The organism is Vibrio sp. G-C-1, assembly GCF_021728015.1.
Taxonomy (GTDB): domain Bacteria; phylum Pseudomonadota; class Gammaproteobacteria; order Enterobacterales; family Vibrionaceae; genus Vibrio; species Vibrio splendidus.
In genome coordinates this window covers 369,643-388,909 of record NZ_JAKKCR010000001.1, presented here as the reverse complement: position 1 = coordinate 388,909, position 19,267 = coordinate 369,643, and the positions used below count along the sequence as shown (strand labels likewise).

Below are 19,267 nucleotides of genomic sequence, written 5' to 3'. Positions count from 1 at the left end.
ATAGCCAATATTAAGCACTTTATTACCAAAAACAGGCTTATACAATACTCATCATTAAAAGTGAACTGGATAAGGTTTCCAATGAGTTGGATAGAAAAACTATTAGATAAGAAAAATATAATCAGTACGCGTAAAGCGAATATTCCAGAAGGAGTATGGACAAAATGCCCCTCTTGCGACCAGATCCTGTATAGCATAGCCCTTAATGAAAATCTGGAGGTATGTCCAAAATGCGATCACCACATGAGGATGTCGGCACGCTGTCGCTTAGACAGTTTTTTAGATAAAGGTATGAAAACTGAGTTAGGCAAACAACACGAGCCGAAAGATTTGCTCAGTTTCAAAGACAATAAACGCTACACAGAACGCCTTGCCCTAGCCCAAAAAAGTACAGGTGAGAAAGATGCAATAGTCGCGATGCAGGGAGAGTTGTTAGGGATGCCTGTTGTGGCGTGCGCTTTCGAATTTTCTTTTATGGCTGGCTCAATGGGTGCCGTTGTGGGCGCTCGCTTTGTTGATGCTGTTAATGCAGCCATCGAGGCTAACTGTGGATTGGTATGCTTTTCGGCTTGTGGTGGAGCGCGTATGCAAGAGTCACTGATGGCTTTAATGCAAATGGCAAAAACGAGTGCTGCTTTAAAACGGCTATCAGATGCAAAGCTCCCTTATATCTCCGTATTGACCGATCAAACTTTTGGCGGTGTATCGGCAAGTATTGCGATGTTAGGTGATATCAATATCGGTGAACCTAAAGCGAGAATTGGTTTTGCCGGACGAAGAGTGATTGAACAAACGGTACGAGAAAAATTACCTGAAGATTTTCAGCAGAGTGAGTTCCTATTAGAGCATGGCGCATTAGACATGATTATTGATAGACGTGACATGCGTAAACGAGTAGCTAAACTGATCGCGATGATGACCAATACTCAGATTCAAGTCGAGCATTAGACCACTACACCTCGCCCTATAGCTCCCCCCAAAATGAAGTTCAGCGATCTATTTAGATTAACGACCGCGGGGGAGAACATTCTTTGCCGCTAAACTGAAGCCGCACTTGTCTCGTACCTATCACGATCGGTATTCCTTTCCTTCAAGTCCCACGCACAAAAATCAAACTCTATTCTAGAGTGAACTAATTATCGTGGTGCAAACAGAATAGTCCCCTTATTTAAACAATATCGATTTGTAAAACCTTTAACTGGAAATGTGAACTAAGAACGCAAAAATGGTGGCGTAGATCTTAAGAGTGATGCTTGAAATGCGACGAATACCACTAGCAAACATATTGCATACGATTATGTTGTTATGATTAAATATATCAATGACTTGGGCATTATGGATTGAATTAAATTATATGACATGGAATAAGTTTTATCAGATATCGTCCGCTTTATCTGTATTGGCTCTAACTGGCTGTGGTGGTAGTGATAGTAGTCCATCATCTAGTGCCGTCAATGTTGCACAAACCAGTTATCAAATGGAGTCTGGTGCGTTTGAACAAACCTATGTAAATATCCCTTTCAGTGTGAAATATGACGCAGGAGACGATCTCTACTATGGCATCATGAGTGACAGTGGAAGTTTGATATCTCGGGTTGAGTACAACATCAATAACGATGCAACGGGTCACGTCAGCGTATACATGAAGCCAGGTTATGAAGTCGGCAACGGCACAAACTCCACAACAGCTCAGTTCGCTGTTTGTTACGATGAGTATTGTAGCCAACACTATTCTGGCTCGCCAGTCGCCCTCACTTTAACCAACAAAGTGACACTAGATCATAAAGTAGAGCTAGCCGTTCCGAACATTGAAACAGTAGCGGAACTCACTGATGTGAACGTATACCAAAATGTATCTGACACCATCAATCTTTCTGGTTCTGATCTGCACAACCTTCGCGTAGAAGCTCGAGCCAATAGTTCATTTGTTACATCCGTTACGCCTTTTATTAGTCCCTCTAATATCGGGCTCAATATGAGCTTAGAAACGCCATCCGTAGTTGGTTTGGGCTCATTTAGCTCAACTCTCAATGTGGACGTCTGTTACGACTATAACTGTAGCTATCCGATCGAAGGCAGCCCACTAACCGTTCCCGTCAGCTACAAGATCAATAACACTTCACCAAACCCTGATCCAAGCCCAGATCCAGATGGAGGCTCTCCAACAACACCAAGTATTTCTGTTATCGATTTTGATAGCGCACCGACCCACAACACTGTCGATGCAATTTATTCCGATTCATTAAATGTAATTGCTGTTGTATCTGATAGCCCAAAGAACGCGATCTACTTTTATAGCCTGAACGATGCTACAGCTTATGAGATAGACCTTCATAGATCGCCATCAGCTGTCACTGTCGATAACATTAGTGGTACTAATCGCTTTGTGGTCGGCCACGATGCGATGATAACGACACTTGAATACAACGCCTCTTCTCCAATAGATACCCAAGTATCGAATATCTACCATTCCCATGATATTTTTGATTTAACCACCAATGGTAACTACGCTTGGACTTTACCTAAAACGGATCAATGGGTTGACCTACAAGTCATTAATCTTGAAAGCGGTTCTGTAGAGTCTAAAAGTGACTGGGGGTACTACGAAAAAACGGTACTCAAAATCAGCCCTAGCAGCCAAGCTTTCTACAGTTTAGATACAAATATTAGCCCTGAAGATGTCGCTAAGACGGACATTTCGGATCCGGAAAACCCAGCAAGACCTGTCGATTCCCCTTACCATGGCGACTACAGTTTCTGCGATAATTTCTGGTTCAACCATACTGGCACATTCATCTACACGCAGTGTGGAGTGAGATTGAATACGTCAAGTGACGCTGGGCTTGACATGACTTACGCAGGAAAAATAACTTTACCTGAACTCAATTCGTGGCCTTACTCTTCTACAATTCAAACACTGGATGAGTCTCACGACACTACCAAAATTGCTTACTCTCTTGAAGGGCAAAGCAACAAGGTATTGGTGTTGACTTCAAACCATTTGAACCTGTCAGAAACGATTACTCTCCCTAATACCACAATAGGAAATAGCACTTACACCACTGTGCCTAAGTTTGTATTTTATGGCGCTGACGGTAAACTAAATATCGTCGCCAATGCTACGGTAAACGGCATAACACGCACATCGATATTGCAACACTAAATATATAGCCAGTAATAATAAAAGGCCTCGCAAACTCGAGGCCTCATTTTTATCACTCCACTGATTGCTACTGAACAACTACACACTGCGTCCCTACTTCACGGTCTTAACTGCTTACATCAGGGGGGGCGTGAAATGTTCTGATACTCTAGCATTGGGATATACCCTAGATCTCATTGTAGTAAACTCATAGCCTCCCTTAAAACTCCCTTATTTTAAAAGCTATATTGTTATATTCATGTAAAAATCTACCAATATCAAAAATTGGTTTAAATGATGAAACAAAGTCGTGCTTTATTAACGCCAATGTCGCTGCTATTGTCAGTTAATGCTTTGACGTTAGACCTTTAACTCAATCAAATTTTGTTAATATGTATCTGTGCTGCTAAAAGTTATCTGCACCCTGTAAATATCAATTTTATGTATCACAAAGTAATATTAATTTGCAGTCTGCTTTATGACCTATGGATTAGTCATTGACTGAGAAAGACTGCCTTTAGAAGAGATAGATCGCACGACCTTTTTCTTTTTTAAGGCTAGATAGATATGCGTATATCGTATTCAACGACATGGTTTGAGTTATTTTGCTGCCTCATTGTCAAATATGAACCCGTCGCACAGTTTATATTGGGTTAGATTGCTGTAAATGATGATCTTCGTTAGTGTGCGGAAAATCACCTGCAGTAATAAGATTTCTGAGTTTTTTATGTTAAAGCGTTTTGGCTTCAAATTATGTATATGCTTCGTTAGCCTCTCATTGCTTTCGGCTTGCGGCGGAGAAGATAGCAGTTCGGGAAATGGTGGAACTCCTGAACCTGCTTCCCTGACTCAAGATCAGCGTTACGACCTTCTCTATCGTTCGACATTTGGCCCACAGCCAAACTCCTATCAAGAATTAGAAAACTTAGGCTATATCAATTGGCTAGATAAGCAGTTTTCTGCGGCCCCAAGTTTGCACTCAACACGCCTGAAATCTTACTCACTGGAAGCTGATAAAGACACTTACAACCAAGCAGATCGCGTGGCAGTTTGGTGGGATATCAGCATTAATGCAGCAGACCAATTACGACAACGAGTCGCGTTTGCATTGAGTGAAATTTTTGTGATTTCACGGTATGGCGCTAGCTTGGGTGGTCGCGCGCTAGAGATGACCGACTACTACGACATGCTCATCAAGCATGCTTTTGGCAATTATCGTGATCTGATTGAATCAGTGACGCTTCATGCCGCGATGGGCGATTATTTGTCAATGATGGCTAATCAAAAGGCTGATCCAGAAAGTAATCGCTTCCCTGATGAAAACTATGCACGAGAAGTTATGCAATTGTTTAGCATCGGGCTTTATGAATTAAATTCCGATGGTACAGAGAAACTTGATAGTCAGGGGCAATTGATTCCAACTTACTCGCAGGATGACATAGAAAACCTTGCACGAGTATTTACTGGTTGGCACATAGCTGAGAAAGCTAGACCATCGTGGGGTTCTAAAGATGGGAATTGGTTCCTGCCAATGGTCGCTTATCCTGATCGCCATGATGATGAAGAAAAGGTGGTAATAGGCGAAGTATTTGCACAAGGACAAACCGCTGAGCAAGATATGGCGCAGGCGATGGATATGTTGCTTAATCACCCCAATACGGCTCCGTTAATCAGTAAACACCTTATCCAAAGATTGGTGACCTCGAACCCTTCTCCTGCTTATATTGCTCGAATTAGTGCACTATTCGCCGATAATGGTGAGGGAGTTAGAGGTGATCTTAAAGCGGTAATTCGCGGGATTCTAACTGATCGTGAAGCGCTTAGCGGCAGTGTTCGATCGCCCGCCAAGATGAAAGAGCCTTTAATCGCGATGACCAATTTTTTCCGCGCATTTGAAGCAAAGTCAGCTGATCCTTCGGGGCGATTCCATAACTCTATCGACATGTTCAGGTCATATGGCCAGTCTCCACTTGGTTCGCCAAGTGTGTTTAATTTCTTTTCTCCTGACTACGCCCCAAATGGTGAGATCGCTGCCGCAAATGATGTTGCACCAGAGTTCGAGATACTGAGCTGGAATAATTTCATTCTCACCAATAATCAGCTTTGGAATGCAACGGGCAGAACAAATTACGAGGGTGAAGATAATCCTAAACGCATTGTCATAAATACAGCACCTTTAGAAGCGGTCGCTAATGACCACATAGCATTGATCGAAGAAGTTGAGAGGCGTTTACTGTCTCAGAGAATGAGTGAGCCACTCAGAGCCGTGGTATTGGAGTCTTTAGAAAGCCTTCGCGATACGCAGCAAAGTTTAAAGGTCCGCAATGCACTGTATATTGTTGTGACTAGCCAAGAGTTTCATATTGAGGAATTAGCCCAATGATTTCACGTCGTCAACTATTAGCGGCTATGGCCTCGACACCAGTTGTCTCAATGATGGGAACTGGCTCTGCACATGCGCTGCCAAATAATAATTATAAAGCGCTAGTTTGTGTCTTTTTGTTCGGCGGAAATGATGGCTTTAACATGTTGGTGCCCAACGATAATGCACACTATGATGAATACGCAGCAGCTCGTCCAGATATTGCCATCTCACAAGCATCATTATTGCCTTTGTCATTGAATACAGGCTCAGGTCTGACATTAGGTTTACACCCATCAATGATTGATGCTCAAGGTCTGTTCAATAGCGGGAAAATGGTCGCCATTTCAAACAGCGGAGTGTTGATTGAACCTTCAACAAAAACGGGGTTAAAGGACGGAACGCATGCGATGCCACCGTTTTTATTCTCTCATAATTCGCAGCAAACTGAGTGGCAACGCGGTTGGTCTGGAAGTACAACAACGTTAGGCTGGGCAGGTCGAATGATGGACGTACTCAGTAGCGATACTGATACAATTAGCCCAACATTTAGCCTTAATGGATACGCTCAGCTATTAAATGGCAGCGACTATAGTGCCAATCTTATTAATGCTTCGTCGTTGCCTAAAGTGAATGCTATAAACAGCGCTCAGCGCCGTAAGAGCTTTGATCAGGTGATGAACCTATCTCCTCTGACGGCGTTTGGAAGAGAGTTTGATCGTGTGAAGAGTGATTCAATTTCAATACGAGATACACTAGCTTCAGCGATTGATTCAATACCTGAAGAAGGGCATTTCCCTGATATTTCTCTAAGTCATCAGTTACATACGGTTGCGCGATTGATTAAGTCGAGCGATCAACTAGGGCATCAGAAGCAAGTTTATTTTGTCGGCTTAGGTGGCTTTGATACACATGCCAACCAGTTGAATGACCATGCGGAATTGATGAGTGCTTTGAGTCAGTCGCTTGCAGCGTTCAATCAGTCAATGGAAGCCGCGGGGCTGAGCGATAAAGTAACAACAATGACAATGTCTGACTTTGGTCGACGCTTAGCGAGCAATGGCACCGGAACAGACCATGGCTGGGCAAGCAATCATCTTGTGATGGGCGGAGCATTAAATAGTGGGCAGCTATACGGACAGTGGCCATCGTTAATCTTGGATGGAGATAATGATTTCAATAAAGGGCGAATGATTCCAACGACTTCTGTGGAGCAAATTGGTGCGACAATCGCAAAATGGATGGGAGTGACAAGTGATAGTGCAATGGATTATATCTTTCCAAACTTAGCCAATTTCACGGTACAAGATTTAGGGTTCTTAAGAGTATAAAAATTGAATGTTCATTAGAACCACCAGTACCCTTTGGCCAACATGTTATTGAATTTCAGGCATAGTTAAATAGTACGTACGTTCTAGGGAACTTTGCTGATTGACATATCATTAAAACGACGACTAGTGATAACGATTTTAAAGTCCATTATCAGAATCTTACCAAGACAAAAGATGTACTACTCCATTAAGACAGGCGTGTGTTCTCCCCCCAAAATGAAGTTCAGCGATCTATTTAGATTAACGACCGCGGGGGAGAACATTCTTTGCCGCTAAACTGAAGCCGCACTTGTCTCGTACCTATCACGATCGGTATTCAGTTCCTCCCCTTTCCTACTGTCAAAAAGAGATTGAGAATACGAACCGCACCCAGTACATTCCTTTGGATTACTGTATTTTCACTAGCTTCTTATAGTTAAAATGCCGTATGGTACAAACCATAAAATTATAAAGACTCGCGGCCTTTGCCACAGAGACTCTCCATTTAAAACGAAAAGACTTACTATGAATTTTGATATCAATGCACTGAAACACCACCAGCTGGTCGAAGATGGTCAATTAGAAGGGTGTTACATTCATCAGCCTGTGCAAGGCAGTCAGCCAGATGACAAAGCGGTTTTAGTGGAGCGCCAAGCGCTAGAAAGCCTGGGATATAAGGTGGTTCAGGTTAAAGCGAAAGGCGGGACAACAACGTTTGCCGAGGCTATGCAAAAGTTTGCGAGGAAGACGGGTCACCAGCCCAAAGAGTAAGCAGATGAGTAGAGGGCGTGACTCAGTTCGCTAACAACAGTCTTTCGACTACCCTGTCGAGCGACCTTAATAAGCACCATTTCATGCTGACAGCATGGGCTGTAGCGAAAGCTTTTTTCCTCAGTTAGCGCTTGCTGTCACCGTTGCCCCCAGAGCAATTTATCCAGGATTTGAACGAGTCGCTTCCTTTCCCTTCTTTTGATTCTTCCCCCCCTCTTTCCATGTTTTTCATTGTTTTCATCATCGATACAAATTTGGGGCTTTATAGATTCTCTAGATTTAGGTCTTTGACATCACCCATCCAAAACACTCTATCTTTATGATCTAACAAATCATTTCCACTTATGGGGTGAAAAAGTATCGTTAAACCTTTTCGGTTGAACGTCAACCAAGTGACTACATCACTTAATAAATGTGGCTTAAAGTAAAGCTGACAGCTCCAACAAGGATGAGGGCCAACCAATTTTCGATGCAGTTGGCCTTGTCTTAGATCTGTAATTTCTAATGCTATATCGTTAATTACCCTTTGAGCCGTTTGCTCGGTAAGGTCATTAAAATAAATATGTGCATGCCAACCTTTTAACCTTGGAGAAGATATTGCTTCTTGGTGATTACCATACGCAACTGGTAATTGAGGAGTGAAACTGGGCATAAAATACCTCTATAAACTGGAATTCTTTATTCACGATTAACTCGAAAATATCGTTCATTCCGGTGAGTCAATCTTTGGTTCTGTTTTATCGAGAAAGAGTATGTTACAACCTATATCATTAATACACTGCATAAGTTGAATGTTACCTATGAACACTTTCGATTACTCTACGTTGGATGGACGACTACTTCGCATGTTTATTAGCGTTTATGAACACCAATCAGTAACAAAGGCAGCGGATAGTATGGGGGTTACTCAATCAACAGTTAGCCATGGGCTTAACCAACTTCGCAAAATAGTAAAAGATGAATTGTTTGTCACTTCAGGAAGAGGTATCGCGCCTACGCCAAAGGCGGGAGAACTTATTGAAAAGGCCAGAGAAATCGTAATAGCGATGCAAGCTTTCGCAAGCTCACAACAATACAACCCACTAATAGATGATAAAGTTTTTTCCATCGCGGCTAACGACTATGAAATAGAAACCGTTATAAAACCTATGTTTCATGATTTCCAGAAAGCAGCGCCGATGAGTTCATTGCACATAGCCCCAGCCAGAACTCAACTTCAGTGGGCTTCATTACTTAGGTCTGGTGATGTAGATTTTGTTTTGTCACCTGAACTAACGAGTAACGAGTCGGATTTAATTCAAACTAAGCTGTTTTCTGACCAAGAGGTCTGTTTTTACAACCCTCAAAAGCAAACACCGCCAACAACGATAGAGCAATATTGCTCCAAACCTCACGCCATCATGTCTTTTGAGCATTCTCACCAAACCGAAATAGACACAATACTTAAAAAACGAGGAGTGAAGAGAAAAATCGTGGCTAGTGCGCCGAGTTTTGGGGCGATAGCGTCTTTAATTAAAGATACAAACATCATAGTGACAATGCCTTCTCGCTTGTCAGAAACGTTATTTAGAGACTTTAAGCAGGTCCCCTTACCTTTCGAGCTTCCTCACTTCAATATTGTTAAAGTCTGGCACAATAGAAATAAGCAGTCAGAGCGTCATTCTTGGCTTAAAAATCGATTACAGTGAGTATTAATTGGGATTGATATTCTTAGTTTTTTGGCTGTACGTTAAAAAGACCGACCAAGGTATAAGGTTTCTGTTTTTTGAAACCAAGTAAACGCCTGTGTATTGAACCCACCTATTCATTTATTCATTTATTCATCTATTCATCTATTCATCTATTCATCTATTCATCTATTCATCTATTCATCTATTCATCTATTCATCTATTCATCTATTCAGAGTAATTATATTGCTCTGATTTGCCCTTTAAAATAAGTAGTTATCAGATCCCAGTCAGTATCCCGTGACCATCATTAGATCTCGATTTAAGTAATAGACTTCACCTACCACCTCGCCACAACTACAACTACAACTACAACTAATCGAATTTATTCATGATAAGTATGAACAATACCCTATTTTTTTAATTAATTAGAGTGGCTAGCATACAGGTGCTCAAACAAAACAAACCTAAAAAGGAAGAATCATGTCTATTAAATCTGTTGCAATCGGAATGGCTGTTTGTCTATTTACTGCCCCAAGCTTTGCTAACCTAAGCACCATTGACGCTCAAACTAATCAATCCATTAAACTAGCAGAAGGCTTCTATGAAGATGTACTGGTTTATAGGAATTTGAACAACTTTGGAAAGTACGTTGGTGACACTTACATCCAACACGCTACAGCGTATGGCGATGGACCAGCAGAACTGATTAAAGCGGTAGCTGGCGAGTTAACTGCTGATCCTGGCGTGCAAGTAGATATCTACCGTACCATTGCAGAAGGTCCTTATGTCGCAATACACTCTGTTTGGACAACTTCAGACGGTGCGGAATATGTTTATGTTGATATCTGGAGAGAAGAAAATGGCATGCTGGTAGAGCATTGGGATCACTACCAACAAGTTCCAGAAAAATCTGAAAACAAAAACACCATGTACCAAGGGCCAGACGCGAATATCTATGATTCAACTCAAGACATCGAGCGCAATCGAGGCAGAGCCATTGCTGTGTTGAAAAGCTTTGATAATCCAGCGGATACAAGTGCTTTAAAAAAGTATATTTCTAGCGATACCTACATTCAACACAACCCAGAGGTTCCAAATGGTAGAAAAGCATTGGTTGGTTACCTTGATTACTTAAACAGTAACGGGACCAAGCTAAAAACGGAGATAGCAAAAACAATCGCGATGGGTGACATGGTTCTTGTTCATTCTAAGCAAACTGACCTAAGTAAAAAAGGCGATTTAGGTGTTGGTTACATTGATATCTTCCGCTTTAATAGCGAAGGGAAAATAGTAGAGCATTGGGATATTGCAGAAACTCAAACTGGAGAGTCAGCCAACGAAAACGATGTGTTTGGTTACCCTAGCCAACGTTAATTGCAGCTTCATTGAGTGGAAAAAGTGCTCAACATCAGTGTTGTCCAAAAACTTCTTTTTCCGCTCATATTTGCCTTATTTTATAGAAAATGACCAATTAACATTTGAATATAGCCACCTCTGTGGCTAATTTCTTTTTCTAGCCGTTAACAACTCATATCACTTGACCTGTCTACAGGTAACGACTTTAGAATGATTAGCCTTATGCTTATCATGACTAAAGAGGCACATTTCGTTGTACCAATTACGAGACTTACAACAGTCAAAGCTATTTCAGCTCTTCGACCATCTACCATCGACAATGAAAGGGATCACTCTTGCCCTTATATCTACAGCACTGTTTACGATCGTTGGGGTATTTGTTCGACAGCTCAGCACAGACTATGACACCTTTCAGATCCTCTTCTTTCGCCAGTTCATTTTTATGTTGTTGCTCATGCCTGCGATCAGCAAAAATATCGGCGTGCTACTTAAGCCCAACAAAATATCGCTTCACCTACTAAGAATACTAGGCGCTTTTACCGCTCTATATTTTGGCTTTATTTCAGTGAGCAATATTCCATTTGCTGACGCAACAGCACTCGGTTTCTTGCAGGTGCTTTTTGTAGCTCTAATCTCTCATTTCGTATTGGCAGAGCAGATCACCCGCAGTCGAATTTTCACGATTGTGGTTGGATTTATCGGGGTAATGACGGTTGTTCGACCGACCTTTGCTGCAAGCCATAGCCTTTATGTTTTATCTGGCGTGATTGCCGCGCTGGGCGCGTCGGTAGCGGTAGTGTGTGTTAGGAAAGTGGCACAGAGCGAACCAAAAATAACATTGATGGCATACCAAGCTCTGGCAATTGGTTTGATAACATTAATACCAACCCTTTACTTATGGCGCACACCAACAGTCGAAGACTTTATGTTACTGCTGTTAGTTGGCATCATCTCTTCGTTTGCTCAGTATGTTGGTATCTCTGCATATAAATGGGCGCAAGCCAACATCATTGCCAATGTTGAGTATGTAAAGATTATCTATTCACTTATTATTGGCTTAGTTGTCTTTTCTGAAATTCCTGATTTATGGTCAATGATTGGCGCACTGATTATTCTTATTAGTGCATTGATTCCATTGATTTGGTCTCACTATCAAACCACCAAAGAGGATAGCCCTAAGTGTTGAGCATCAAACAATTTTGTGAACAACTAGAGGTATCTCGAACAACGGTTCTCTACTACGAACGAAAGGGGCTAATCACTCCCGCAGCTAGAACACCTAACGGTTATCGCCAATATGGCGAACGAGAGCTTGAAAGGTTTAGAGCAATACTTGCCTATCGCTCTTATGGTATTCCCGTCAGTGAGATTGAGAGCCTGCTACAGCAATCTCAGGATGAAGACCGAGATGTGGTACTAAGACAACAGTTTGCTGCCCTCGATCTAGAAATTCAAAAGTTGCGCCAGCAGCAACAATCCATAATGGCTTTACTTAAAGAGCCTGAACTTCGTAATCAAGGCCTACTCACCAAAGAGCGTTGGACAGAAATACTTAAAGAATCAGGAATGGATGAACAGGGTATGATCAATTGGCACAAACGCTTTGAGCAGATGGAGCCACTAGGACATCTCAAATTCCTCCAATCTTTAAATATCGATGAAGATGAAATTGAGCAAATAAGGGCGTGGTCACGAAAGCCGTGAGGTGTTGAAATGAATTGCCCACATTCCACGAGTTAAAGGCTATTAGGTGATTCATCGACGCATTTTTCTAGGATTTGTTCTCGATTGGTTTATGCTGCTACCTAAAACCCAAAAGGCCTCGCACACGCGAGGCCTTACGTTTTTCATTTAACGTTTACAGCTACCCTACTTCACTGACTTCTCTTGTTAACTTTCCTTACTGACCTAAGTTACTGAGTAAGCTGACTGAACTTCGGCAAGCTCTTCACAAACCTCTGGTGTACATCCATATAAGTTTGCATATAGATTTCATCGATATTGTCACCACTCGGGAAACTCGATGAGAAGTCTGCGTGTTTGTGGTCAATCGACAATTTAGCGGCCTCGACAATATGAGCGATGAACATTCGAGGATCTTCTAAGCCGATAGAGATACGCATTGTGGTCGGTTTGATGCCTGCTTCATTTAACGCTTCATCGCTGAGCTCTGAGTGCGTGGTCAGTGCTGGGCACAAGGCCACGGTGTTGGTTTGCCCTAAGCTCACTTGCATGCCGATTGCTGGCTCAAGCATGTCGAAGAACTGTTTAAACCCATCTCGATTGATTGGTGCACGGTCGCCGTTGCCTTCCATATCGATGGTAAAAAGCGCCGCTGGTAAACCCAAGTACATGTTGTTCTGGCAGTGTTCATAGTTATCGCTGTCTGGCAAAGCTGGACACGACACATTGATGTCTGGGTGAGCATCAAAGATCTTCGCGAGAGTCAGGGTGTTGATGGTCTTTTGCACCACTCGCATCTCATACGTTTTCATACCATTGAGCACTTCAAACGCTTTGTCTGCGTCTAGGAATGCGCCCTTAATGTAGTACACATTCCAAAACAGCGTTTCGTTCCATGGAATGGTGACCTCATCGCCGTTAGGTTTGGTGAAAGTGACCTCCTCTCCTTTTGGAATAAACATGGTCTCGTTGCGGCCAATCACAACTCCAGCGGTTGTGGTGCCAGAACCCGCCAGTTCTTTGGTGTAAGAGTGAATGACATAATCGGGTCTTTCCGCCACATCGTCGCGTTTTAGTACTGGATGCAGCAATGGAGTCCCCACTGTCGAGTCAACAATCACATCCCAACCACGAGAGTGACCAGCTTTACTGATGCTAGCAACATCCAACACGTATCCATGCGGGTTACACGGTGACTCAAGGTAAACGTAGATTTTCTTACCCGCAGCGAGACGGTCTGCGTATTTGTCGGCAACTTCATCAAGGCGCGTCGCGAACTCATCACCGGAGTAACCATCCACCCACTCTACTGCAACATTCAGGTTAGACGGTTTACCAAACCAATCTTCCAACAGCTGGTAAGAACCGCCATAGATATTACGTGAAGCCAAGACAATGTCTTCATGTCCAAGTAAATGGCTCAATAACCCATCAATGGCCGCCATACCCGAATTAAAGTTCCATGCGAGGTATTCGCTGGCTCTAGAGCCTGCCTCAATATCAACCATGTGATTAGCCAGTGAAATCGATGTTGGATTAAGCAGTCGAGAGTAAATATCGTGCAGCGGCTCTTTTCCGTTAAACGCATCTTCAATCCATTCTGTACACGCAAACAAATACGTGGCGGTACGCGTAATAACCGGGCTTGCCGAGAAGATAGCCGCCACATTATCGAAGATAGGATACGCGCCTTTAGACGCAAAATTACCATTATTGGTGGCAATAGATTGGTAAGTAGCACGCATTGGGTTTTGCAGGTTGTCGAGGATCTTAGCGATCTGGAATGACAAGAAACGTTTGGCGTTGAACCAAGCGATTCGGTCACTCTTGTCGAGATCTGAAAGCCCATCAACCGTCAATGCCCAAAGATCGTGTGTCTTGGTATTGGCTTTGTACAGTGTCGTCGCCAGTTCGATAAGCGTGACGCCGTAATCACTGTTTGGGTCGATACCAAAATGCTTTGCCTGCTCAATGGCAAGGGCTTCTGCTTGTTCATGTTTGGTTGTTTTACGCAGCGGGCTAAGTTGAGTTGATGTATTCATAATTCCTAAGTCATTCCATGCTTATTGTTCCTCCTTTAATTTTAGTTTTGTACAGATGCTAAAAATTGCTATTTGCGAAGTAAGACATACACTTTGAGCAATAATATTGCCGAATAAACTTCAATATTGATGGGATATGCCAATGGATGAGATCGACAAGAAAATACTGGCTGAACTGCAAAGCAACGCCCGCCTGACTAATCAAGAGTTAGCCGATCGCGTGTCGCTATCGCCCTCTCCTTGCTTGCGTCGAGTTCGCTCATTAGAGAAACAAGGGATTATTCGCGGCTATCACGCCAGTGTCGACCAAGAAGCATGCGGCTTGCCTGTGAATGTGTTTGTGTTGGTGAAGCTTGAAAAGCCAACTGAAGAGAACATGCGAGACTTTGAACAGCACATTGAAGTAATTGATGAAGTATTAGAGTGCTTTCTGATGACGGGCAATCATGACTACCTGTTGCATGTGGTGAGTGAATCGCTCAAAAGCTACGAGCAGTTCATCCGTAAACAACTAACTCGCCTGCCCAATATTGCTTCTATTGAATCCAGCTTCGCCTTCGGTCAGGTAAAAACAAAGACCAAGCTGCCCGTGAGGTAATTAGAAACAACTTAATTTAGCTGTGCTGATGGCATTGGATAGTCATCTCCAATCATACAGATAAGTGCGCCGCCAAAAGCTTTGTCGTAACGTATTTTTCCTGTCGCATCCGAGCTTTCTATGCTCGAACTGCCGTCCACAATGTGATTAATTTCTTGTGCGATTTTTGTTGGTACCAACCAGATACAAGCCGCAACAGAGCAAGTGGATGATGACGATTCGCAACCTGTCTCGGTGCTTCCTCGTGCCCATTGGCTGCCCTTTTCCTTAAGCAGTAATTGCGTTGCTATGTAATCTGGGTGGTCGATGTACTGATCACCACCTATCCATGTATCGTCATAAGGTAAGTATGGTCCTTTCCATGTTGATAAGCCCGGATTTTCGATTAAGTGATTGATGTTTAAGTAGCCGAAGTTCGTGTCGGTATCGGAAGTGATTGAAGGCAAAGAGCTATTATCACGAGAATATTGCTCAGCAGCATCCAAAACAGTATTAAGTTGCCCGATTAGAAATTTTGCCTCGTCGACACGGGACATACGGTTCCCGAACTGGTTGTAGATAAAAAAAGCGGCAATGAGCATTAGTAAACTAAACGCGGCAAGTTTCCATTTTTCTATCTGACGCAAAAGTTTCAACATCTATTTTTATCTCTCATAAAGAAGGTTCTAATAACGCTAAGGCTGCTCTTATAGGAAAGATTATACCAGAGTAAAATCAAGCGTTTTGCATTGAAACGTACTTGTCCATATCTGTGGTAAATAGGCTTAACTCTTAAATGCCCAATTTAAAGCTAGAACTTCCTCAAAAACCAATAATCAAAACCGCACTACTTCACTGACTTAATCACTTACATCAAGCTTGTGTTGATTGATTCAGTAAAACAAACCTAAGAGATGGGAATCGATTCCGAAGTGATCGTTTTATCTGACTGTCATCTAATTTTTGTACTTTGATATAACAAATAGCTTAAAAGATATTGAGCGATCGTTCAAATATGTTGAAATTTCCACTATAGTTGATTGGTCAAACAACTCACAACAAGGAAAAGTTATGAATCAAAGTACCGAATCTCAATCAGATCCGACTCGATCTATCCCTCAAGAAGCATTTGATTGGTACGACGAATATGCGCACGGTCTGATTGATCGCAGAGAGTTTATGGCTCGACTATCCGGGCTAGCTGTACTTGGCTTAACTATGACGACGCTAACTTCTGCACTGATCCCTAATTATGCGCAGGCAGAGCAAGTCTCTTTCAATGATCCTTCCATCAAAGCAACCTACGAGAAGTTTCCTTCACCTAAAGGACACGGAGAAGGCTATGGCTACTTGGTGGTACCCAAAGAGTTAGAGGGTAATGCGCCTGTTGTCTTGGTCATTCATGAAAATAGAGGCTTAAATCCATACGTAAAGGATGTGGCAAGACGACTCGCGGCCGCGGGGTTTATTGCGTTTGCACCTGATGCACTCTATTCGCTTGGTGGGTATCCAGGTAATGATGATGAAGGTAGATCAATGCAAAAATCATTATCCAAAGAGAAAATCGAAGAAGACTTTATCGCCGCTGCAAAATTTTTGAAATCTCATGAAAAAAGTAACGGCAAGCTAGGCGCTGTAGGATTTTGCTTCGGTGGCTATATCGTGAATATGTTGGCGGCGGTAATGCCAGAACAGCTGGATGCGGGCGTTCCCTTTTATGGCACTCCTGCCGCACCTGATTTAAGAAAGAATGTTAAAGGGCCATTGCTCATCCAATTCGCTGGAATCGATAAACGTGTGAACGCGACTTGGCCAGACTATGAAACCGAACTCAAAGAGAACGGAGCAGACTACACCGCTTACATCTATGACGGTGTGAATCATGGCTTCCATAACGATTCAACAGGTCGATATGCTGAAGAAGAAGCGGAGTTAGCATGGACACGTACACTTGAGTTCTTTAATCAAAAGCTTTCTTAATAGGTAGCTTTACCTAACTCGTTTTCTTTAGATTCCAAGTGACAGCCCTATACCTTATTCAACGAAACCCAAAAGGCCTCATACGTGCGAGGCCTTGTTTTCTCAATCTAACTTTGCTTCTAACAAACCTATTGACCCGATCTTATAAATAGATAATATAGACATCCAGACGCCCAAATGTCTTTTTGATCAATTAAATGGAGTTATCATGAACAGCTACAAAAAAATCACAGCATCCCTGTTGGCATTAGCTTTCGTATTCGGTGTAACAGGATGTGGAAAAAAAGACGAGGCTATCATCAAGATTGGGGCGACAGTTGGCCCACATGCACAAGTTGTACAGGCAGTCGCCAAAGAAGCAGCAAAGCAAGGGATTAACATTGAACTCGTTGAATTCTCAGACTATATCACCCCTAACGCAGCATTAGACGATGGAAGTATCCAACTGAATAGCTACCAACATCAACCATTTCTCGACAACTTTAACGACAATCACGATAGCAAGTTAGTTTCTATCGGACGTTCAATTTTGATGCGTATGGGCGTTTACTCTAACAAGTACACTTCGCTTGACTCTATCCCCGATAACGCTCGAATCGCGATTCCAAACGATCCAACGAATGGCGGGCGTGGACTATTACTGCTTGAAGATGCCGGGCTGATTTCATTAAAAGACAACGCTGGTTTCAACGCATCTTTAAACGATATTGTTAGCAACCCGAAGAACATTCGATTTGTTGAAGTGGATGCCGCGCAGTTACCCCGCTCTCTTGACGATGTAGATGCTGCTGCAATCACCATGAACTATGTGATGTCGGCTGGACTCGATCCTAAGAAACAAGGCATTTACTTAGAGCAAAAAGACGCACCTTTAGCAGTGATGGTTGTTGCGGCGCGAGAAGAAGACAAAAATAATGAAACGTATAAAAAGATCATCTCAATTTACCACTCACAAGAGATCAATGACTTTTTAGACAGCACTTTCAAAGGCACCATAGAAGCCGCTAATTAAGCTAAATCATTTCAGATTTGGCGTTGCATGATACCTATGAAGCAACGCCAGACTTGAGTTGGCGGGTTGTCGCTGACGCATTCCAGCCCCCTTTTCAAATTAGAGAGCAAAGCATAAATTACTTAAATCGAGGTTGAAAACCGTATCGTCAGAGCGGATTATGTAAGCATGAAATTCAATTAAATCTGGGTTCTTCGCATGAAAAAAGAAGTGATACTGTTTGATATAAACGAAACGGTTTTAAATTTGGAGTCATTACAGCCTAAATTTAAAGCGGTATTTGGCAGTGAGGATACACTATCGCTTTGGTTTTCAAAGCTTTTGCACTCTTCAACGGTTTGCATCGCAACAAACGTAAAATCTACTTTTTTTGAATTAGCGAATGCAGCGCTCGATGCTATTGCACAGCGGTACAAGTGTGATTTAACGGCGGAAAGCAAAGATGCTTTGTTAACTTCCTTTGCCAATCTACCACCGCACACTGATATCAAAGAGTCTTTACTTAAACTACGTAAGAACGGGTTTAAAACCGTCGCTTTTTCCAACTCATCCCTCGATCTCATCACTTCTCAAATCAAGAACTCGGGCTTAAACGATTATTTCGACACCGTCATTTCTGTTGAGGAAACAGGCAGTTTCAAACCAAATTCAGACGTGTATAAATTTGCAGCCGAAACCTTACAAGAACCTGTCGAAAACCTTCGTCTTGTCGCTACTCATGATTGGGACACTCATGGTGCGCTATCCGCTGGCTTACAAGCAGCCTATATAGACCGTACAGGCGTTGAGTATCATTCCTTGTATTTGAAGCCGGAGATTAGCTCAAAGACGATGAATGGTGTGGTGGAACAGATAATTAAGCACAATTTAGACAAGTAAAACCTCAAGAGGCTTTTGCTACTCCCGATCGGTACAAACAAAAAGGCCTCGCACACGCGAGGCCTTAATTCTATCTACAGAGCAATTAACACGCCCGCCCAATATTGCTTCTATTGAATCCAGCTTCGCCTTCGGTCTGGTAAAAACTAAGACCAAGCTTTCTGTGAGATAAATGTGTGACGCTGTTGTTTGGGTTTATGGGGCGCTAGAGGCTGATCTTCATCATGTCTTGAATCGGAAGCAATATGTGCTTGCACGGTCTTCAACTAGAAATTAGAACCAAACTGAATTGTGCGCATAATTTTCAGTTGGTTAGGTAAGGGCTGGATCGAACTTTAGTAGAGGTTACATTTACTATAAGCAGGGCTTGTGAATAAGCGCTTATTTTTGGTTCATCGCAGCTTTCCCCTGAAAGCCAAGATGAACCTTTTTTCAATAATCTAGCGTGTGAAAGCATTAGACAGGTCGATATCACATTGCTT

16 protein-coding genes and 1 pseudogene are annotated in these 19,267 nt (G+C 42.5%); 14 read left to right on the top strand and 3 right to left on the bottom strand.

Going from position 1 to position 19,267, the window contains the following annotated elements:
• Positions 1 to 81 precede the first annotated feature (81 nt).
• From accD to L3V36_RS01690, 5 genes are all read left to right on the top strand, one after another.
• Positions 82 to 948 (top strand): acetyl-CoA carboxylase, carboxyltransferase subunit beta, encoded by an 867-nt coding sequence (gene accD, locus L3V36_RS01710; RefSeq protein WP_054543120.1) that lies wholly within the window; start codon positions 82 to 84, stop codon positions 946 to 948.
• 406 nt (positions 949 to 1,354) lie between these two features.
• A complete protein-coding gene (locus L3V36_RS01705) occupies positions 1,355 to 3,163 on the top strand; it encodes a hypothetical protein (protein WP_017094002.1) in 1,809 nt (602 codons plus the stop codon).
• Between the two features lie 706 nt (positions 3,164 to 3,869).
• Positions 3,870 to 5,525, top strand: a complete 1,656-nt coding sequence (locus L3V36_RS01700) for a DUF1800 domain-containing protein (protein WP_032555416.1) — start codon at positions 3,870 to 3,872, stop codon at positions 5,523 to 5,525.
• Entirely contained in the window at positions 5,522 to 6,835 is a 1,314-nt protein-coding gene (locus L3V36_RS01695; protein ID WP_065681989.1) for a DUF1501 domain-containing protein, read from the top strand. The genes L3V36_RS01700 and L3V36_RS01695 overlap by 4 nt, the downstream gene beginning before the upstream one ends.
• A 504-nt stretch (positions 6,836 to 7,339) precedes the next feature.
• On the top strand, positions 7,340 to 7,585 hold the full coding sequence (locus L3V36_RS01690; RefSeq protein ID WP_208774144.1) for a hypothetical protein: 246 nt from the start codon (positions 7,340 to 7,342) through the stop codon (positions 7,583 to 7,585).
• A gap of 262 nt (positions 7,586 to 7,847) precedes the next feature.
• Here L3V36_RS01690 and L3V36_RS01685 read toward each other — a convergent pair whose 3' ends face one another.
• The gene (locus L3V36_RS01685; protein ID WP_104214735.1) at positions 7,848 to 8,237 is read right to left on the bottom strand and encodes a DOPA 4,5-dioxygenase family protein; all 390 of its coding nucleotides are present in this window, start codon (positions 8,235 to 8,237) and stop codon (positions 7,848 to 7,850) included.
• Between the two features lie 193 nt (positions 8,238 to 8,430).
• Here L3V36_RS01685 and L3V36_RS01680 point away from each other — a divergent pair, with 193 nt between their 5' ends.
• The 4 genes from L3V36_RS01680 (at position 8,431) to L3V36_RS01665 (ending at position 12,316) form a co-directional block, all read left to right on the top strand.
• A complete protein-coding gene (locus tag L3V36_RS01680; protein WP_017085524.1) occupies positions 8,431 to 9,273 on the top strand; it encodes a LysR family transcriptional regulator in 843 nt (280 codons plus the stop codon).
• 463 nt (positions 9,274 to 9,736) lie between these two features.
• Positions 9,737 to 10,630: a nuclear transport factor 2 family protein gene (locus tag L3V36_RS01675; protein WP_208774142.1), complete on the top strand. Its 894-nt coding sequence runs from the start codon at positions 9,737 to 9,739 to the stop codon at positions 10,628 to 10,630.
• 301 nt (positions 10,631 to 10,931) lie between these two features.
• Positions 10,932 to 11,798 (top strand): DMT family transporter, encoded by an 867-nt coding sequence (locus tag L3V36_RS01670; RefSeq protein ID WP_108122698.1) that lies wholly within the window; start codon positions 10,932 to 10,934, stop codon positions 11,796 to 11,798.
• Positions 11,792 to 12,316 carry a MerR family transcriptional regulator gene (locus L3V36_RS01665; RefSeq protein WP_004734793.1) on the top strand — a complete coding sequence of 175 codons (525 nt, stop codon included), beginning with the start codon at positions 11,792 to 11,794 and terminating at the stop codon, positions 12,314 to 12,316. The genes L3V36_RS01670 and L3V36_RS01665 overlap by 7 nt, the downstream gene beginning before the upstream one ends.
• 209 nt (positions 12,317 to 12,525) lie before the next feature.
• Here L3V36_RS01665 and L3V36_RS01660 read toward each other — a convergent pair whose 3' ends face one another.
• Positions 12,526 to 14,337 carry a PLP-dependent transferase gene (locus L3V36_RS01660; protein ID WP_208774140.1) on the bottom strand — a complete coding sequence of 604 codons (1,812 nt, stop codon included), beginning with the start codon at positions 14,335 to 14,337 and terminating at the stop codon, positions 12,526 to 12,528.
• Positions 14,338 to 14,479: 142 nt separating this feature from the next.
• Here L3V36_RS01660 and L3V36_RS01655 point away from each other — a divergent pair, with 142 nt between their 5' ends.
• Positions 14,480 to 14,935 carry an Lrp/AsnC family transcriptional regulator gene (locus L3V36_RS01655; protein WP_017091230.1) on the top strand — a complete coding sequence of 152 codons (456 nt, stop codon included), beginning with the start codon at positions 14,480 to 14,482 and terminating at the stop codon, positions 14,933 to 14,935.
• 11 nt (positions 14,936 to 14,946) lie between these two features.
• On the opposite strand, the gene L3V36_RS01650 is transcribed toward L3V36_RS01655, so the two are convergent.
• On the bottom strand, positions 14,947 to 15,573 hold the full coding sequence (locus L3V36_RS01650) for a type II secretion system protein (RefSeq protein WP_208774139.1): 627 nt from the start codon (positions 15,571 to 15,573) through the stop codon (positions 14,947 to 14,949).
• Between the two features lie 412 nt (positions 15,574 to 15,985).
• On the opposite strand from L3V36_RS01650, the gene L3V36_RS01645 reads away from it, so the two are divergent.
• From L3V36_RS01645 to L3V36_RS01630, 4 genes and pseudogenes are all read left to right on the top strand, one after another.
• Positions 15,986 to 16,894: a dienelactone hydrolase family protein gene (locus L3V36_RS01645; protein WP_208774137.1), complete on the top strand. Its 909-nt coding sequence runs from the start codon at positions 15,986 to 15,988 to the stop codon at positions 16,892 to 16,894.
• Positions 16,895 to 17,102: 208 nt separating this feature from the next.
• Positions 17,103 to 17,906 carry a MetQ/NlpA family ABC transporter substrate-binding protein gene (locus tag L3V36_RS01640; RefSeq protein WP_102451439.1) on the top strand — a complete coding sequence of 268 codons (804 nt, stop codon included), beginning with the start codon at positions 17,103 to 17,105 and terminating at the stop codon, positions 17,904 to 17,906.
• Between the two features lie 198 nt (positions 17,907 to 18,104).
• Complete coding sequence (locus tag L3V36_RS01635) at positions 18,105 to 18,785, top strand: haloacid dehalogenase type II (RefSeq protein ID WP_102503418.1); 681 nt, start codon at positions 18,105 to 18,107, stop codon at positions 18,783 to 18,785.
• Positions 18,786 to 18,864: 79 nt separating this feature from the next.
• Positions 18,865 to 18,957: pseudogene (locus tag L3V36_RS01630) on the top strand (Lrp/AsnC family transcriptional regulator); the annotation flags it as partial.
• Positions 18,958 to 19,267: the final 310 nt, after the last annotated feature.

Excerpts from the sequence above, each read along its gene's own strand:
- accD (WP_054543120.1), top strand. The coding sequence starts at position 82 with ATGAGTTGGATAGAAAAACTATTAGATAAGAAAAATATAATCAGTACG.
- L3V36_RS01705 (WP_017094002.1), top strand. The coding sequence starts at position 1,355 with ATGACATGGAATAAGTTTTATCAGATATCGTCCGCTTTATCTGTATTG.
- L3V36_RS01700 (WP_032555416.1), top strand. The coding sequence starts at position 3,870 with ATGTTAAAGCGTTTTGGCTTCAAATTATGTATATGCTTCGTTAGCCTC.
- L3V36_RS01695 (WP_065681989.1), top strand. The coding sequence starts at position 5,522 with ATGATTTCACGTCGTCAACTATTAGCGGCTATGGCCTCGACACCAGTT.
- L3V36_RS01690 (WP_208774144.1), top strand. The coding sequence starts at position 7,340 with ATGAATTTTGATATCAATGCACTGAAACACCACCAGCTGGTCGAAGAT.
- L3V36_RS01685 (WP_104214735.1), bottom strand. The coding sequence starts at position 8,237 with ATGCCCAGTTTCACTCCTCAATTACCAGTTGCGTATGGTAATCACCAA.
- L3V36_RS01680 (WP_017085524.1), top strand. The coding sequence starts at position 8,431 with ATGTTTATTAGCGTTTATGAACACCAATCAGTAACAAAGGCAGCGGAT.
- L3V36_RS01675 (WP_208774142.1), top strand. The coding sequence starts at position 9,737 with ATGTCTATTAAATCTGTTGCAATCGGAATGGCTGTTTGTCTATTTACT.
- L3V36_RS01670 (WP_108122698.1), top strand. The coding sequence starts at position 10,932 with ATGAAAGGGATCACTCTTGCCCTTATATCTACAGCACTGTTTACGATC.
- L3V36_RS01660 (WP_208774140.1), bottom strand. The coding sequence starts at position 14,337 with ATGAATACATCAACTCAACTTAGCCCGCTGCGTAAAACAACCAAACAT.
- L3V36_RS01655 (WP_017091230.1), top strand. The coding sequence starts at position 14,480 with ATGGATGAGATCGACAAGAAAATACTGGCTGAACTGCAAAGCAACGCC.
- L3V36_RS01650 (WP_208774139.1), bottom strand. The coding sequence starts at position 15,573 with ATGTTGAAACTTTTGCGTCAGATAGAAAAATGGAAACTTGCCGCGTTT.
- L3V36_RS01645 (WP_208774137.1), top strand. The coding sequence starts at position 15,986 with ATGAATCAAAGTACCGAATCTCAATCAGATCCGACTCGATCTATCCCT.
- L3V36_RS01640 (WP_102451439.1), top strand. The coding sequence starts at position 17,103 with ATGAACAGCTACAAAAAAATCACAGCATCCCTGTTGGCATTAGCTTTC.
- L3V36_RS01635 (WP_102503418.1), top strand. The coding sequence starts at position 18,105 with ATGAAAAAAGAAGTGATACTGTTTGATATAAACGAAACGGTTTTAAAT.